The sequence below is a fragment of the Pseudolabrys sp. Root1462 genome, from assembly GCF_001426945.1.
GTDB lineage: Bacteria > Pseudomonadota > Alphaproteobacteria > Rhizobiales > Xanthobacteraceae > Pseudolabrys.
Genome location: NZ_LMFS01000001.1, coordinates 323,190 through 339,593, shown reverse-complemented (window position 1 = coordinate 339,593; position 16,404 = coordinate 323,190). Strand labels below are relative to the sequence as shown.

At 62.6% G+C, this 16,404-nt stretch carries 14 protein-coding genes; 4 read left to right on the top strand and 10 right to left on the bottom strand.

The window, feature by feature from the left end; all coding sequences use genetic code 11:
- Positions 1-9 precede the first annotated feature (9 nt).
- The 7 genes from ASD45_RS01515 to ASD45_RS01485 all read right to left on the bottom strand — a co-directional run bounded on the left by ASD45_RS01515 (position 10) and on the right by ASD45_RS01485 (position 9,084).
- Positions 10-1,527, bottom strand: a complete 1,518-nt coding sequence (locus tag ASD45_RS01515; protein ID WP_056909862.1) for an aldehyde dehydrogenase family protein — start codon at positions 1,525-1,527, stop codon at positions 10-12.
- A 183-nt stretch (positions 1,528-1,710) separates the two neighbouring features.
- Positions 1,711-2,787: a hypothetical protein gene (locus ASD45_RS01510; RefSeq protein WP_244485161.1), complete on the bottom strand. Its 1,077-nt coding sequence runs from the start codon at positions 2,785-2,787 to the stop codon at positions 1,711-1,713.
- A 2-nt stretch (positions 2,788-2,789) separates the two neighbouring features.
- A complete protein-coding gene (locus ASD45_RS01505) occupies positions 2,790-4,319 on the bottom strand; it encodes an AMP-binding protein (RefSeq protein ID WP_056909861.1) in 1,530 nt (509 codons plus the stop codon).
- An 8-nt stretch (positions 4,320-4,327) separates the two neighbouring features.
- The gene (locus ASD45_RS01500; protein ID WP_056909860.1) at positions 4,328-6,082 is read right to left on the bottom strand and encodes an ABC transporter permease subunit; all 1,755 of its coding nucleotides are present in this window, start codon (positions 6,080-6,082) and stop codon (positions 4,328-4,330) included.
- Positions 6,079-7,140 (bottom strand): ABC transporter ATP-binding protein, encoded by a 1,062-nt coding sequence (locus ASD45_RS01495; RefSeq protein WP_056909859.1) that lies wholly within the window; start codon positions 7,138-7,140, stop codon positions 6,079-6,081. The genes ASD45_RS01500 and ASD45_RS01495 overlap by 4 nt, the downstream gene beginning before the upstream one ends.
- A gap of 38 nt (positions 7,141-7,178) precedes the next feature.
- Positions 7,179-8,243 (bottom strand): ABC transporter substrate-binding protein, encoded by a 1,065-nt coding sequence (locus ASD45_RS01490; protein WP_056909858.1) that lies wholly within the window; start codon positions 8,241-8,243, stop codon positions 7,179-7,181.
- A 70-nt stretch (positions 8,244-8,313) separates the two neighbouring features.
- The gene (locus tag ASD45_RS01485) at positions 8,314-9,084 is read right to left on the bottom strand and encodes an enoyl-CoA hydratase/isomerase family protein (protein ID WP_056909857.1); all 771 of its coding nucleotides are present in this window, start codon (positions 9,082-9,084) and stop codon (positions 8,314-8,316) included.
- 201 nt (positions 9,085-9,285) lie between these two features.
- Here ASD45_RS01485 and ASD45_RS01480 point away from each other — a divergent pair, with 201 nt between their 5' ends.
- The 4 genes from ASD45_RS01480 to ASD45_RS01465 all read left to right on the top strand — a co-directional run bounded on the left by ASD45_RS01480 (position 9,286) and on the right by ASD45_RS01465 (position 13,012).
- Positions 9,286-10,026 (top strand): IclR family transcriptional regulator, encoded by a 741-nt coding sequence (locus ASD45_RS01480; RefSeq protein ID WP_156380904.1) that lies wholly within the window; start codon positions 9,286-9,288, stop codon positions 10,024-10,026.
- Between the two features lie 96 nt (positions 10,027-10,122).
- Complete coding sequence (locus tag ASD45_RS01475; RefSeq protein WP_244485159.1) at positions 10,123-10,464, top strand: (2Fe-2S)-binding protein; 342 nt, start codon at positions 10,123-10,125, stop codon at positions 10,462-10,464.
- Positions 10,461-11,822: an FAD/NAD(P)-binding oxidoreductase gene (locus tag ASD45_RS01470; protein WP_056909855.1), complete on the top strand. Its 1,362-nt coding sequence runs from the start codon at positions 10,461-10,463 to the stop codon at positions 11,820-11,822. Before ASD45_RS01475 ends, ASD45_RS01470 begins: the two co-directional genes overlap by 4 nt.
- Complete coding sequence (locus tag ASD45_RS01465) at positions 11,819-13,012, top strand: FAD-dependent oxidoreductase (RefSeq protein WP_056909854.1); 1,194 nt, start codon at positions 11,819-11,821, stop codon at positions 13,010-13,012. Before ASD45_RS01470 ends, ASD45_RS01465 begins: the two co-directional genes overlap by 4 nt.
- Here the strand turns inward: ASD45_RS01465 and ASD45_RS01460 are convergent.
- The 3 genes from ASD45_RS01460 to ASD45_RS01450 form a co-directional block, all read right to left on the bottom strand.
- Positions 13,009-14,016, bottom strand: a complete 1,008-nt coding sequence (locus ASD45_RS01460; RefSeq protein WP_244485157.1) for a cyclopropane-fatty-acyl-phospholipid synthase family protein — start codon at positions 14,014-14,016, stop codon at positions 13,009-13,011. The genes ASD45_RS01465 and ASD45_RS01460 overlap by 4 nt on opposite strands.
- 191 nt (positions 14,017-14,207) lie before the next feature.
- Positions 14,208-15,011, bottom strand: a complete 804-nt coding sequence (locus ASD45_RS01455) for a DUF1365 family protein (RefSeq protein WP_056909852.1) — start codon at positions 15,009-15,011, stop codon at positions 14,208-14,210.
- Complete coding sequence (locus ASD45_RS01450) at positions 15,011-16,354, bottom strand: FAD-dependent oxidoreductase (protein WP_244485155.1); 1,344 nt, start codon at positions 16,352-16,354, stop codon at positions 15,011-15,013. Before ASD45_RS01450 ends, ASD45_RS01455 begins: the two co-directional genes overlap by 1 nt.
- Positions 16,355-16,404: the final 50 nt, after the last annotated feature.

Here is a 16,404-nt window from a genome sequence, read left to right as displayed (position 1 = left end):
ACCCTCGCCTCAGATGTCGAACTTGACGCCCTGCGCGAGTGGGAGCTTGCGGCCGTAATTCACCGCGCTGGTCTGCCGGCGCATATAGGCTTTCCACGCGTCGGAACCGCTCTCGCGGCCGCCGCCGGTTTCCTTTTCGCCGCCGAAAGCGCCGCCGATTTCTGCGCCCGAGGTGCCCATGTTGACGTTGGCGATGCCGCAGTCGGAGCCGCGCGCCGACAGAAAGGTTTCGATTTCGCGAATGTCGGTCCCGAAGATGGAAGACGATAGGCCCTGCGGCACACCGTTATGCAGCGCGATGGCTTCGTCGAGGTCCTTGTACTTCAGTACGTAGAGGATCGGCGCGAAGGTTTCCTCGCACACCGTCTCGGTTTGCGACGGCATTTCAACCAGCGCCGGCCGCACGTAGAACGACTTCGGCCCGTTGACGTCGACGCGCTCGCCGCCATGCACTACGCCGCCGGCCTTCTTCGCCGCCGCCAGCGCTGCCTGCATCGATTCGAATGCGCGGCCGTCGATCAGCGGACCGACCAGCGCATCCGAAGTGATCGGATTGCCGATTGAGATCGACTTGTAAACCGAGGCCAGCTTCGGCACGAGCTTGTCATAGACGCCCTCATGGACGATCAGACGGCGCATCGTAGTGCAGCGCTGACCGGCGGTGCCCATGGCGCCGAATGCGACCGCGCGCAAAGTGAGATCGAGATCGGCCGACGGAGTTACGATCGAAGCATTGTTGCCGCCGAGCTCGAGAATGGCGCGGCCGAAGCGGCGCGCTACGCGCTCGCCGACGATGCGGCCCATGCGCGTGGAGCCAGTGGCGGAGACGACCGGCACGCGCGGATCGTCCACCAGCACTTCGCCGATGTCGCGGCCGCCTATCAGCATCGTCAGCAGGCCCTTCGGCACGCCGCCGAATTTTTCGGCGGCTCGCGCCATGATCGCCGCGACCGCCAGCGCCGTCAGCGGCGCCTTCTCCGACGGCTTCCACACGACGGAGTCGCCGCAGATGAAGGCGAGTGCCGCGTTCCACGACCACACCGCAACCGGGAAGTTGAACGCCGAGATGACGCCGACAACGCCAGCCGGATGCCACTGTTCGGTCAGGCGATGGTCCTCGCGCTCCGACTGGATGACAAGGCCGTACAACTGGCGAGACTGACCGACTGCCAGATCGCAGATGTCGATCATCTCCTGCACTTCGCCCAAACCTTCGGACGGCGACTTGCCGACCTCAAGGCTGACCAGCCGGCCGAGCGCCGGCTTGGCGGCGCGCAGCTCCTCGCCGAGCACGCGGACGAACTCGCCGCGCCGCGGCGCCGGCACGGCGCGCCAGACGAGATAGGCTTCGTGCGCTTGCGCGATCAGCTTGGCCGCTTCGGCCGCGGTCGTTTCAGGCACCGAGGCGACGACCGCACCATCCACCGGCGAGACGACATTGAGCGTGCCGCCCTGGGTCTGCACCGGCGCCACGCCGAGCTGATCGAGGATGCTGCGAACTTCGGTTTGGGTCGAGATTTGCGTCACGTTGTGTCCGTTCTCTGGCTGGATTGTGCGTAGTCTCAGAAGCCGCCGCTGGCGACATGCGCCTCTGCGGCCCGCCGCGGCGCTACTCCCGATTCAGTATCATATCAGAGGCATAACTTCACTCTTGAAGCGCGGATGCTCAGGTCCAAGCGTTGTTCCTGAATCAGCAAAGCTCGATGTCGGCTAAGGAATACTGAGCCTGTCACGGAACAGCGCCATTTCTTCAATAACGCGATCGAAATCGCTCAACTTGAAACCATTCGCCAATGCCGGATCGTGCGCGCGAATACACTCCTGCAGACGGCCGGTATAGACTGCGCGGTCACCTTCGACGACCAAACCGCTGCGTCGCTCGAATGTCTCGTTCCACCTGATCGCAGCATCGCGGCTCAGGTTCGGTGGCAGATCTAGCTTCAATTCACCAGCTTCGAGTGCAACCGGATAGCCCCCGGGCAGCCCATTCGGCCCGGGCACATGCCCGCGCCACCGTTCGCCGGCGACATAGGCCAGCATCAACGGGACGCCACTGGCGCCGGAAATGTCGATGACAGGCTCAGGCGTGAGTTTCACCCCGGCGAAGCACGCAAAGACGTCGCCGACCTCGCGGTTGTCGATCCAGACACGGGCGGTGTCGCCGCTGCGTTCGCTCGCCGGTCGGCGATACGCCATCAGGTTCTGATAGTGCGACAGAACCTTGAGGTCCGCGCCGTCCGGAACGGCTGCCGATCCGGCAAACACGCTGGACAGGATCGCGACGTTGCCGGTGCCACAGAGGATCGGGTACCCCATCGCCGCCAGCACGCCGTTGACGACGTCGGGAAACGAGCAGTTGATCAAAGCTGCGTCTTGCCCAGTTGCCTTGATCGCTTTGGCGACGTTGCGGCTGATGACCGTCTGGAAAATCGCCGTGGCGCTCAGGCCACCTTCAGCCACGAGCGCTGACCAGGCGTTTCCTTTCTGCGCAATCACCGACGACGTCTGCACCGAGGCCGCCTGAACGATCAAGCGAGGTCGCGCTGCGGCAAGCAACTCGCCTGCGGCATCGACCGACAGCAGATCGGCTTCCGCGCAATCGAACCGCGCCGGCGTGCCGAAGATTTTCGCGCGCGCATTGGATGCCGTGGTCAGCCATTCGAGCCGCGCGCGGTTGCGTCCGGCGATGCGCACGCGGACGGACCGCTTCGCGGTGGCCGCGATATCGAAGACGATACGGGCGGCAAATGAGCCGGTTCCGCTCATCAGAATGTCGATGGGTGTCACGGTCAACGCTCCACAAGAGCGGCACGATCAAAGCAATCGTCTCGCCGCTTCGAGAGCTTATGCTTCATGATGCGCTGGCTCGCCGTGCGCTCGAACTCATCCACGACGGCGATGTAACGCGGGTTTTGATAAGACGCGAGACGATCGCGCAGCCACAGCGACAGGGCGACAGGGTCGATCTTCCATCCCGCTTTCGGCTTGACGAAAAGCTTGATATCCTGCTCGCCGACGTCGGCTTCAACGCCGATCATCGCGCAGTCTTCCACTGCCTCATATTCGGCAGCGACGTGCTCGACCTCCCAGGCCGAAACGTTCTCGCCGCGGCACCGGACGCTATCGGTAATGCGGCCGTGGAAAATCAGGTTACCGGAAGCGTCGAACGAGCCGCTGTCGCCAGTGAAAAGCGCACCGTCCCTAAGCGCGCGCGCCGTCGATTCCGGATCGTTGAGGTAGCCGGAGAACAGTGCCCCCGGGAGATCGGTGCGGACTACGATCTCACCGCGCTCGCCTGCCGCGGCCGGGCGTCCTGTCGAATTCATGAGCTCGACGGTGAACCAGGGCAGCGGGCGCCCCACCGCGCCGACTAAACCTTCATCGTTGAATGTTGTGATGCTGGAGGCTTCGGTCATGCCGTAACATTCCCGAATTTCTACTCCGAAACGGTCGCGAAACTGCCGCCACACCTCGAGCGGACAGCCGCCACCCCAGGCAATACGTACACGATGTTCCTTGTCGTCCTCTTTCGGCGGCTGCTTGAGCAGCATCTGCAGGATGCCGCCGAGATAATGGATATGCGTCGCCTTTTCTTGCCGCACCTGGTCCCAGAACCGGCTGGCGCTAAAGCGATCGACCATTGCGAGGACGACATCACGCAGCAGCGGCAGAGGCAGGAGCTGAGCGCCACCGATGTGATAAAGCGGCTCCCAAACGAAAAACACATCGCCCGGCTTTACCGCTGCGACGAGGCACACAGCCTCGGTGGCAAGCCGAATCATCCGGTGCGAAACGATGACGCCTTTCGGCCGCCCTGTTGTGCCGGACGTGTACATGATCGCGAACACTTCGTCCGCACTCGGTGTCACCTCGCCGAAGCCATGCCCCGTGGAGAGAATGCCCGATAATTCGCCCGCGGAGCCGTGAATGAGGAGCGGCGCGCGATCGGCCTCCGGCAGCGTTTCCTTCACCACCGCCGCGAGATCATGATCGACAACGATCAGGCGGGGTTCGGGATGCGACAGCAGGTAAGCAAGCCCTTGCCCGCGCTGCTGCACATTCACCGGAATCCAGGCGACGCCCGCTTTCGCCAGCCCAAAAATAACTGCAATGGCTTCGATGCCATTGCGCATCATCACGGCGACGCGTTCGCCGCGCCTGACGCCGCGCGCCCGCAGTTCGCGAGCGAAACTCGAAGCCTGACGGTCGAGCGCCGAGAAGGTCACGGATTCGCCGTTGAACCGCGCGTAAACACCGTCAGGATCATCAGTCGCACGGGTCCGCAAAAGACCCACGAAACCGTCGCTGTTCAGAACCATCAGAATTCCTAGAGATTTTGTGACGACGAGCGACGAAAGCGTTCGGCAATGATGAGCAGCGAGGTCACCACGACGAAGACGGTCACCGAGACGGCCGCCAGGGTCGGATTGAGCTGCAAGATCATGTCGTCCCACATCTGTTTCGGCAACGTCGTGGTAATGCCGCCGCTGACGAAAATCGCAATCGTTAGTTCGTCGAATGAGGTGATGAAGGCGATCAGGAGAGCGGCGACCAGCCCGCCTTTGATCAGCGGCATAGTAACGCCGAACAGCGTCCGGAGCCGGTTGGCGCCGAGCGTCGCCGCCGCCTGATCGAGCCGTGTGTCGTAGGTCTTGAGGGTCGCGGCGACGGTCACCATCGTGAACGGAATGGCCAGGACCGTATGGCCGATGACGAGGCCAATATTACTGGCCACCAGGCCGAGGTTTGCGAAGAGATAGAACATGCCGACAGCGATGACGATGCGCGGCACGATCATCGGCGCCAGGAAGAACGCAAAAATCGGGCCACTCCAACGGCCACGACCATAGGCAAGCGCTAAGGCGGCAAGCCCGCCGACGCAGGTGGCAAGGACGGCAGTCGCGGCTGCTACGCCGAAGGAGCGGACGGTCGCTGAAATCCAGACCGGAGAGTTGAAGTAAGTGCTGAACCATTGCCAAGAGTAACCCGGCGGCGGAAACTCCAGAAACGACGAGCTGGTGAAGCCTAGGGGGATCACCAGAAGCGTCGGCAGCACCAAGAATGCAATGATTGTCCACGAGACGATGGATAGAATGTGCCTGCCACCAAGTAGCCGACCGAATGGCTTGGCGATCATATCGACCGCGGCGGCGACGCCGCCGAGAATGGCAAGGCCGACTTGCCGGAGCCAGCTTTTATTCTCCCGCACGGTGCCGCCGGAGATGGTCGAGAGCCCGAAGAACTTGTCGTAGACCAGACAGGCAACGAGCGCGGTACCAACCATCAGTACCGACAGTGCGCCGGCAAAGGACCAGTTCAGCATCTCCTGCACTTGGGTGATGATGAGCTGCGCGAGCATGGTGTCCTGCCGTCCACCCAGGAAGGCTGGAACGATGAAGAAGCCGAGCGACGAAATGAAGATTAGAAGGCCCGCGGCCGTGACGCCCGGTAGTGACAGCTTGAAATAAACGAGCCAGAAGGCGCGAACCGGCGTGGCGCCGAGCGTCTGCGCTGCGGAGACGAGCCGTCGGTCGATGCTCGTCATAACCGGCAGCATAGTCATGACTGCAAGCGGCACCATGGCATGGACCATGCCGATCATGACTCCGGTCCGGTTATGCAGGATTTCGAGCGGCTGGCCGAAGAGGCCGAGCTGGGTGCCTACCGTGTTGATGACGCCTGTATGACCGAGGATGATCATCCAAGCGAAAGTCTTGACCAGATAGCTGGTCCAGAATGGGACCGTGACGAAAATCAGTAGTTTTCCGCGCTGCCGATCGGGCCGGCCAGCCAACCAGTAGGCCAGCGGGTAGCCCAGCAGCAGCGAATAAATCGCCGTGTCGAGCGAGATGCGGAAGGTCACAGCGAGGACGCGCAGATAAACGTCCGTGTGACCAATCCGCGAGAACGCCGCCAGGCTGAAGCTGTTGTCGGCTCCGACAACGCTTAGCCCCATCAATTTGAGTACGGGATAGACGAAAAAAATCGCCAGGAACACGATACCTGGCGCCGCGAGCCAGTACGGGTGCAGGGCCCGGCTGCGCATCCGTGACACGGGCATGGTGTCAAGCGTCGTGGTCATGGCACCAAAACAGCCAGATCGCGCTCCCACGAGACGTCGATCTGCTGTCCAAGCCTTGGTGGCGCCTCGCCCTGCGGCAGCCGAAGGGTGAGTTGCGCCTCCTCGTTCAATCTGGCGATGATCCGCGTTTCCGAACCGGCGTAGACGATTTCGGTCACGACGCCCTTGATGGCATTGTCGCCACGCACGCCCAGCCGCATATGTTCGGGACGCACGACCAGCGCGGCGCTTTCCCCAGCGCAGGCGGAGCCTGCCGGTACGGTGAAATTGCCGAACGCCGTGTTCAGCGTCGTCCGAGCACCGTTGAGGAACTTGCCGCGCAGGATATTTGAAATGCCGATGAAATCCGCGGCGAAAGCGGTTTTTGGACTCTCGTAGATTTCCCGAGGCGTGCCGACCTGTTCGACCTTGGCGTGGTTCATCAGGCAGATCCGATCGGATAGCGCCAGCGCTTCCTCCTGGTCGTGCGTGACATAGACAATTGTCGCGCCGCTTTCGCGATGCAGCCGTTTGATTTCGATCTGCATGTGCTCGCGTAGCTTCTTGTCGAGCGCACCCAAGGGTTCGTCCATCAGGATGACCGAAGGCTGATAGACAAAGCATCGCGCCAGCGCGACGCGCTGCTGCTGACCGCCAGACAGTTCGCGCGGGAAGCGCTCCGCGAGGTGTCCTAGATGCACCATGTCGAGCGCCTCGCCGACGCGCCTGACAATCTCGGCGGCCGGCTGGCCGCGCATCTTCAGCGGAAACGCCACGTTTTCGTACACCGTTAAGTGCGGAAACAATGCGTAATGCTGAAAGACGAGACCAATATCACGCTTATAGACTGGCGTCGCAGACTGGTCGCGGCCGTCGATGATTACTCGGCCGCTACTGGCCGGGGTCAGGCCGCAGATCAATTGCAGCAAGGTGGTCTTGCCGGAGCCGGACGGTCCCAGCAGGGTGAGCAATTCACCCTGCGGAACGCTGATCGTCGTCGGCTCCAGCGCTGTGACGGAGCCGTAGCGTTTGCCAAGCTGATCTACGACCAGCTTGGCATCGGCACGAGCTCCGTTCATCTTCGTATCGTTTGCGACAGACACGTTCTTTGAGGCTCTCAAGCCAGCAGCCAGCTATTGAACTTCTCGGTCACAGCCGAACGGTTCGCGCTCCACCAGTCTTCGTTAGCGATCGCCATCTGCTTCAGATTCTGCGGTGACGTCGGCAGATGGGCGGCGCGGTCGGCCGGGATCGACTTGTAGGCATCGAGGTTCGTCGGCCCGTAGGCGAGCTTCTCAGTGTAGATCGCCTGCTGTTGCGCCTGCGAGCAGAACTTGATGAAGGCGCGCGCGGCGTCGGCCTTAGGGCAGCCCTTCGGAATGCTCCAACCTTCGATCGAGTAGAGGCCCTGATTCCACACGATCTTGGCGGGCGTACCCCCGTCAATCGCCGCCTGGAAGCGGGCGTTCCAGCCGGGAATCAGGTCTACTTCTCCGCTCTGCAGAAGTTGAGTGGATTGGGCGCCGCCCGTCCACCAGACCGCGATGTGCGGCTTGATCTTATCGAGCACCTTGAAGGCGCGCGCGACATCAAGCGGATACAACTTATCGAGCGGCACACCGTCGGCGAGAAGCGCCTGTTCAACCGTGTCGATCGGATTCTTGCGCAGCGCGCGACGGCCAGGGAAATTCTCGACGTCGAAAAAGTCCTTCCAGCTCGCGGGCGCCTTTTTCACCTTGTCGGTGCGGTAGGCAAAAACAGTGGAGTAAACGTCGGTCCCCATGAAGAATTCATTGATCGCCTGCGGCATTAGTTGCGGCGCGTCGGCATGCGAGAAGCCGATCGGCTCCAGCAGGCCCTGCTTGGCGAGAATGTCGCGCGCCGACAGCGTGAGAGTGCACACGTCCCAAGTATAGGACTTGGTATCGACCATGGCCTTGAACTGTGCGGTCGGCTCGGCTTCGCGGGCGACGTTGACGATCTTGTTGCCGGTTGCCTTCTCGAACGGATCGTAGAATGCCGCACGGAATGCCGGACCGAACGGACCGCCGGGATCGGCGACCGTCAATTGCACGCCGGCAGCCGCGGCGCGCCCGATCAAGGATGGCGCGACGAGAGTGGAAGCGGCGACGATACTCGAGCTCTGAAGCAGGCGGCGCCTGCTGATCTTCTTGTCAAGCATTTCACTTCTCCATCCAGGGACAGGTTTCACACTTTCAACGGCAACGGATCAGCCAAGGGCCGACTCAGGGTCAGCCTTTGCGGGCCGCCCTTTTCGCCAGGAACGCCTCCATCATTCGCGCCGGCTCGCCGGTTGCGTAAGCTTCGCGCTGGTTGCGGATGCCAGCCGCAAGGCAATCGCGGAATCCCGCTTCGGTGACTTCGCGGAAGCGCGCGCGGTTTAGCCGCATCGCGACCGGCGGCTTGTCCGCCAGCTCGCTCGCCAGGGCGAGCGAGGCCGTCATCACCTGATCTTGCGGCACGACGCGGTTCATCACGCCGATGCGGAGGCACTCTTCCGCGTCCATCATACGGCCCGACAAGGTCAAATCGATCGTCCGCGCGAGGCCAATAATTTCGCGCATGATCCAGGGGCCGGTGGTGCTGGCGATGCCTGAATTGATCTCCGGCTGGCCCATCGTCACGCCCGGATGGCCGATGCGGAAATCGCATAGGAGCGAAACTTGGAAGGCGGAGCCGGCGGCGACACCATTGAGCGCCGCGATCACCGGCTTCGACAATGAACGGATGCGATCGTAGAGCCTCTCCCATTCTCCAATCCAAAGCTCTGCACGATCGGGATCGAAGGTCTTGGTTTCGTTGAGGTCCTGCCCTGCGCCAAACGCCCGATCTCCCGCGCCGGTCAGGATAATGGCGCGCACTGCCTCGTCCTTTTCCATCTCATCGAACACCTCGACGAGCCGGGCCCGCATCGGGGCGTTCCAGGCATTGAGAACCTCGGGACGGTTGAGCGTGATGACCCCAACGCGGCCGCGGATCTCGGAAAGGACGAAGCTTTCCATCAAACAACCTCCGAAAACGATTTATTGCTATGCGATAAGTTTTATTGAATGTTCGAGTATGCCAGTTATGTTGTCAACCAGATTCTCCGGCCAGTTCCTTTGGCCGCGGGTTGAATAACGGAGGCCGGAATGGCGACAGCGCGGAAGCCGCAATTAAAGGGCGTCACAAGCGAAGCAGACGGCAAGGCGTCGGACCCGCTGATGGTGGCCTCCGTCGAGAAGGCGTTTCGCGTGCTGTCTGTCTTCGACCGGCATCACCAAGCGCTCGGCCTGTCGCAGATCGCGGCCGCCGCGGGTCTCGATGTATCATCCGCCCAACGCTTCACGCATACGCTGACGAGGCTCGGTTACCTGCATAAGAATCCGGACACGAAACATTTTGAGCTGACGGTGAAATCGCTCGACCTCGGTCATCACTTCCTGCGTGCGAGCCGGCTGGTGGATAAGGCGATGCCTTATCTTCTCCACCTCAGTAAGGAGACCGAGGAAACCGTCAATTTGACCATGCTGGATGGCACTGAAATCGTGTTCGTCACCCGCTTCGTCAGCCGGCATATGCTCAACACCGACGTCACCATAGGCACGCGTATGCCAGCGTTCTGCACGGCCCCCGGCGTCGCCATCCTGTCGCGCTTGCCGGAAGCGGAAGCCATCGCCGTTCTCGACAAGAGCGAACTCAAGGCGTACGCGCCCGGGACGACGTCAAAGAAATCCGATCTCATCCGAAAGCTGAAGCAATCGGCGTTGCAGGGCTACGCAACGGCATTCGAAGAGTTTTATCACAGCGACGCATCAATCGCGGCGCCGATCCTCGATCCAAAGGGATATCCAGAAGGTGCGGTCAACATCGCGACATCGCGTTCGCGTTACGAGCCGGACGAGGTCGTGACGAAATTTTCGTCTCTCGTCATGGCGACCGCGCACGCGATTTCCAGGACGTAGTCAGCTATCGCGCCTGCTTGACAAGGCTTCTAGCGAGCTTGCACAATTCGATAAATCTTATTGCTATACGATAAATCGCAATCGAGCCGAGGTATCATGCCGGACCATCGCAGCGGCCAGATGCGAGACACCGTCGGACGGGTCCAGTTTCACCGTGTTGCGCAGCACGCGTCACGCCCGGTCAGTATCAGCTTCGATGGTGAAGTCATTGCCACCCGGGAAGGCGAAAGCCTGCTCGCGGCGTTGCTCACGACGCGCGGTTCGCTGCGGCAGCACGAATTCGACGGCGGCCGGCGCGCCGGCTTCTGCCTGATGGGCGCGTGCCAGGATTGCTGGGTCGAACTCGCCGACGGCCGCCGGTTGCGCGCCTGCACGACGCTGGTCGAGGACGGCATGGCCGTCGTCTCTCAGGTCCGGCAAAAGGGTGACGTCGCGTGAGCAGTGTCGTCATCGTCGGCGCCGGTCCCGCCGGCATTCGCGCCGCCTGCACACTGGTCGAACACGGACTGCGGCCGATTGTCATCGACGAGGCGCGGTTGGCGGGCGGACAAGGCTATCGACGCCCTCCGCCCGCGCTGTCGCTCGACATCAAGCGGCTGATGGGTAGCGAGTACGGAAAATACGAAGCGTTGCATCGCGACTTCGACGCGCTGCACGACAAGATCGACTACCGGCCGCGCACGCTGGTCTGGGCCATCGACGGCAATATGCTCTATCTTATCAGCGACGGCCGGCCTTCGACACAGACCTTCGATAAGCTCATCCTCGCGACCGGCGCCATGGACAAGGTGGCGCCGCTCCCGGGCGCAACTCTCCCTGGCGTCTTCACGCTGGGCGGCGCGCAGATCGCGCTGAAGGATCAGGGCTGCCTGATCGGTCGGCACGTCGCCTTCGTCGGTTCGTCGCCGCTGCTGACGCTCGCCGCGAAACAATACCGGCAGATGGGCGCCGAGATCGCGTTAATCGCCGACACGACGCCGCTGAAGAACAAGATCCGCGAACTGCCGACGCTGGCCAAATCGCCGCGCACCTTGATGCGCGGCATCGCCTACCAGGCTCAGGCCCTGGCCAGCGGCACGCCGATTCTGTCCGGCGTCACGTCGATCGCGATCGAAGGCGCAACGCGTGTCGAAGGCGTCCGCGTCACGACAGCATCGGGACGGGAGCGAACGATCGCCTGTGACGCGGTGGCGCTCGGCTATGGCCTGAAGCCGGAGACGCAACTGGCGGACCTCGCCGGCGCGCGTTTCGCTTACGACGCGCTGTTCAATCTGTGGCTGCCGGTGACAGACGCGGACGGCCGTGCTGCCGACAATCTCTATCTAGCCGGCGACGGCGCCGCGATCGGCGGCGCCGATGCTGCTGAAGCATCCGGCGCGCTCGCCGCCTGTGCTGTGCTGACTGATCTGCAAATCGCAGTCCCGATCTCAACAATGCAAGGCCTCCGTCGCACGGTGTCCCGGCTGCGCGCCTTCCAGCGCGGCCTCGCCGGCGCATTCGCTTGGCCACGACACATGATCCGCCAGTTGCCGGACGATCTGACGCTCTGCCGCTGCGAAGATGTCTCGGTCGGCGACGTACGCACCGCGATGCGCCGCGAGTTCGCGCCGGTCGAGATCAACCGGGTAAAGGCGATCACCCGCTGCGGCATGGGGCGATGCCAGGGTCGCGTCTGCGGTCCCGCGCTGCAGGAGATCGTCGCCGAGGCGGCGCATTGCTCCGGCACCGCGGCTGGCCGTTTGCGCGGACAGGCGCCGATCAAGCCCATCGCGCTCGCGGCGGGCTCCGAACCATGACTCGCTTGACCGTGGATGCCGCCGTCGTCGGCGGCGGACTGATTGGAACCTGGACCGCGCTGTTTCTGGCGAAGCGCGGCCGCAAGGTGGCGCTGCTGGACAAGGGCTATATCGGCGCGCAATCGAGCGGCGTGAACTTTGGCAATCTGCGCCTGCAGGGCCGGCATCCCGCGCAGTATCCGCTGTCGATGCGGGCACAGGCGCTGTGGGAGGATCTCGAGAACCTCATTGGCGATCGATGCGAGTTCGATCCGACTGGCCATCTCTATTGCGCCTATGACGACAAGGAGACCGAGGCGCTGCATCATTACGCCGAGGTTTCCGAGGCCAATGGTCTGGCGATCGAGCGACTCGACGGCGCCGCCCTGGCGAAGCGCTTTCCGTGGATCAGCGGCAAGGCCGTGGCCGCAACCTATTCGCCGCGCGACGCCACCGCCAATCCGCGCCTGGTGTCGCCGGCGGTTGCGCGCGCCGCCAAGGCGCTCGGCGCCACGATCATCGAGAACTGCCGCGTGCAGGAGATCGTCGCCCGCGGCGGCTCATTCGAACTCCGGACCGAGACAGAACTGACGATCGATTGCGGTCAGGTGGTCAATTCCGCCGGCGCCTGGGGCGCGCAGATCGCGGCGGACTTCGGCGAAACCGCACCGACCTTCCCGGCCGGGCCGCCGCAATTCGTCACCGAGCCGCTTCCCTATTTCCTGCGGCCATCGGTGCAGACCATCGACGGCACCGTCATTGCCCGGCAGATCCCGCGCGGCAACGTCATCCTCACGGGTTATCCGCGCACCGCGTCGGATCCGGTCGCCAACAAGGCGCCGGTGCCGCCGTTCAAGACGCTCGCCGGAATGCGCCATCTCACGGCGTTGATTCCGAAGCTGCAGCATGCCCACGTCATCCGCGTCTGGTCGGGCATCGAAGCCTATTTGCCAGACATGATCCCGATCATCGGGCCGAGCGCGACGACGCCCGGTCTTATCCACGCCTTCGGTTTCTGCGGACATGGCTTTCAGATCGGCCCCGGCGTCGGTTTGTGTCTGTCGGAGATGATCATCGACGGCACGACGCCTACGCCGCTCGGCGCATTTTCAATCGAGCGATTTCGCGGTGACGTCGCAGCGAGCGAGAAATTTCGGAAAGAGTTGACTAGATGCAGATCCTTTTCAAGGAACTGCGAGATCTGCGCTTAACCGCGGAGCTGATAAAGGCTGACATCAACTGCGCCGCATAGAAAGCCTGCTTCGCAATAAGCCAGGTAGTATTCCCACATGCGCCGGAAGCGTTCGTCGAGGCCGAGCGCCGCGATCTCAGCCGCCTTCGCCAGGAAGCGCTCGCGCCACTCGCGCAGCGTTCTGGCATAGGACAGACCGAACGATTCTTCGGCGCCGAGCGTGAAACCTGCGGCAGTCGCCGCCGCGTGCACCACCGCCTTGGTCGGAAGCATGCCGCCCGGAAAGATGTAGGCCTGGATGAAATCCGGGTTGGAGCGGTAATCGTCGAACCGCGCTTCGTCGATAGTAATGACCTGCAGCACGCAGGTGCCACCCGGCTTCAGGCACGCGCGCAGCTTGTCAAAGTACGTCGGCCAGTACCGTTCGCCGACCGCTTCCAGCATTTCTATCGACACGATGCGATCGAACTGTCCCTCGACATCGCGATAGTCCTGCAACCGCAAATCCGACCATTCCGAGAGCCCAAGCCTGTCAAGACGCGCCCGTGAAAAAACGAGCTGTTCGGTCGACAACGTCAAACCGGTCATCCGGCAGCGATGCGCGCCGATCAACCGTTCCAGCACGCCGCCCCAACCGAAGCCGATCTCGAGCACATCCGCACCTTCAGGATTGTCGAGCAACGCGACGATGCGGTCCAGCTTGCGCTGCTGCGCGTCGTCCAGTGTTTCATGGGGCCCCGCGAACACCGCGGAGGAATAGCTCATGCTACGATCGAGCCATAGCCGGTAAAAGTCGTTGCCGAGATCGTAGTGCGCGGCGATATTTCGGCGGCTGCCGCGCTTTGTATTGACGCGAAGGCCATGGGCGAGGCGACGCATCAGCCGCGCGCCGGCGTGCCCGCGATACGCCCCCGACACCTTCTCGTTGCGCAAGGCCCACTCAAGGAGCCGTGTCAGATCAGGCGTCGTCCAGTCGCCGTCGATGAAGGCCTCGGCGAAACCGACTTCGCCGCCGCGCGCCAATCGCCACAGGGCGCGCCAATGCTTCAGCACCACCACTGCCTCCGGCCCGGCCAGTGAACCGCGAAATTCAACGCGTTCGCCACCCGGCATCACAACCCGCAGCGAGCCGAAACACGGCTGCGGGACCAGCGCGCGGATCAGGCGCCCAAGCCGCGGCGCGGCGATCCCGCGATCGACTGTATCGAAAGAACTCATCGTGCTTCCGCGCCTCCCGCGACAGGAGCCATCGTTACCTTATGGAGCGGCGCCGGCGGACGCGGATAATACCTCATGCCCTTCCACCAGATCTTCAGCGCTTCCCAATGAATCGCAGCCATTACCTTCAATGTCAGCAGCGGCAACTTGAGGAAAATCGCAGCCAGCGCCCGATCGGTTAGCACCTGCCTTGCGCCGGTGAGAGACGCGACCAGGACCGGGCCGCTTTTGTCGTCGACTGCGACGACCACCGAAACGCGCGCGTCTGGCGGTACAACGCGGAATTCATAGGTCATGTTCATATCGAGAAATGGCGAGACGTAAAACTCTTTGGCGCAATGCTGATGCACGACTGGTGTTTCGCCCGAGACTGGCAAAAGATAACTGTGCATCTCACCGAAGGTGTTGCGCACCTCGTACAGCAGGGCGGCGAGCGAGCCGTCGGCGCGGTGGCAGAAATAGACGCTGAGCGGGTTGAAAACGTAGCCGAGAATTCGAGGCATGCAGAGCAACGCAATGCGACCGCCGCGGCAGTCGATATTGTGTTCAAAGAGCGTGCGATCGACGTATGTACGTAGCGATGCTGATTTGCCGTCGCCGTGATCGATATCACGAAAGCCGAACAAGTTGAACCGATTGTGCGAGAATAGCGAAAGTCGCTTGTCCAGCGTGTCGGTCTCATCGAGATCGAGCAACATCCAGAATGCGCCATAGCGCAGGCGATGGCGGCGCGGCGACAGCCGACGGTGCGTCACCGAGCCGACATAGAGCGCTGATTGCAAGCGCTGAGCGGGTGTCATCAAGCCATCTCCGCGACGCTCACCGCGCTCTGCGGCGGCAGATGAATGCGGCCGGACTCGTTGGCGACGTTCCAGGGCCGCCGTACGCCGCCGAGCGCCTCAGCGACGGCAAGACCGGACTGCAGCCCGTCTTCGTGGAAGCCGGCGCCGAAATAAGCGCCGCAAAACCAGGTATTGCCACGTCCCTGCAGCGACCACACTTTTGATTGCGCGAGGAGCGCCGCGGTGTCGAAGATCGGGTGCTCGTAGACTTCGCTATGCAGGAGCGTGCCGGCATGGGGTGGCTCCGGCGGATTGAGGGTGACAAACATGTCTTGGGCGCCGGGGATCGATTGCAGTCGGTTCATCCAGTAGGTCACACAGACAGCGGCATCGCTGTCGCGATTGCCGATGAAGTTCCAGCTCGACCAAGCCGCGCGCCGCTTCGGCATAAAGCGCGCGTCGGTATGTAGAACCGCCAGATTGCGGCTATAGCGGAAAGCGCCGAGGATGCTGCGCTCGGCGGCATCCGCATCCTCGAGCAGCGCCAGCGATTGATCGGCATGTGCCGCCAGCACCACATGATCGAAGCGTTCGGCATTGCTGTTGCCGTCACGCACGACCACGCCATCGGCGGTGCGACGCACCGAAACGGCGCCGCAATTGAGCCGGAGGCGATCGGAAAAGCCTTCCGTGAGCTTCGCGACATAGACCTTGCTGCCGCCATCCACGGTCCGCCATTCCGGGCGGTCGGCGATCTGCAACAGGCCGTGATTGGCATGGAATCGGATAAACGCGGCGGCGGGATAGTCGAGCATCTGGCGCGGCGGCGCCGACCAGATCGCGGAAGCCATCGGCAGCAGATGATCGCGGCAAAAGGCCTCGCCGTAACCGCCCGCGCGCAAATAAGCGCCTAGCGTAATGGTGGGATCGGCCAGCGTAGCGGCCGCCGTCGGCGCATCGCGGTAGAAGCGCAGGAGGTCGCGTAGCATCGAGAGGAAGCGCGGACGCAAACAATTGCGCTTCTGCGCAAATAGGCCGGCGAGATCTCTCCCCGAATATTCAAGAGCGCCACCGTCGAGGGAGGCGCCGAACGACATGTCGGAGGCCTTGGTTGGCACCCCTAAGTGGTCAAACAGGGCCGTGAGGTTAGGATAGTTGACGGGGTTATAGACAATAAACCCGGTATCGACCGGAATGACGCCGCCTTCCGCCGGCACGTCAATCGTGTTGGAATGCCCGCCGAGCCGAGGCGCCCGCTCGAACACGGTGACCTCATGGCGCTGCTGCAGCAGCCAGGCAGCCGACATACCGGAAATGCCGGTTCCGATCACGGCGATCTTCAATCGAGGCCCACCGGACATGACTTTCCCCATCCTCGCTCTGCCGCTGCGGGAACTCCGGCTGCGTATTA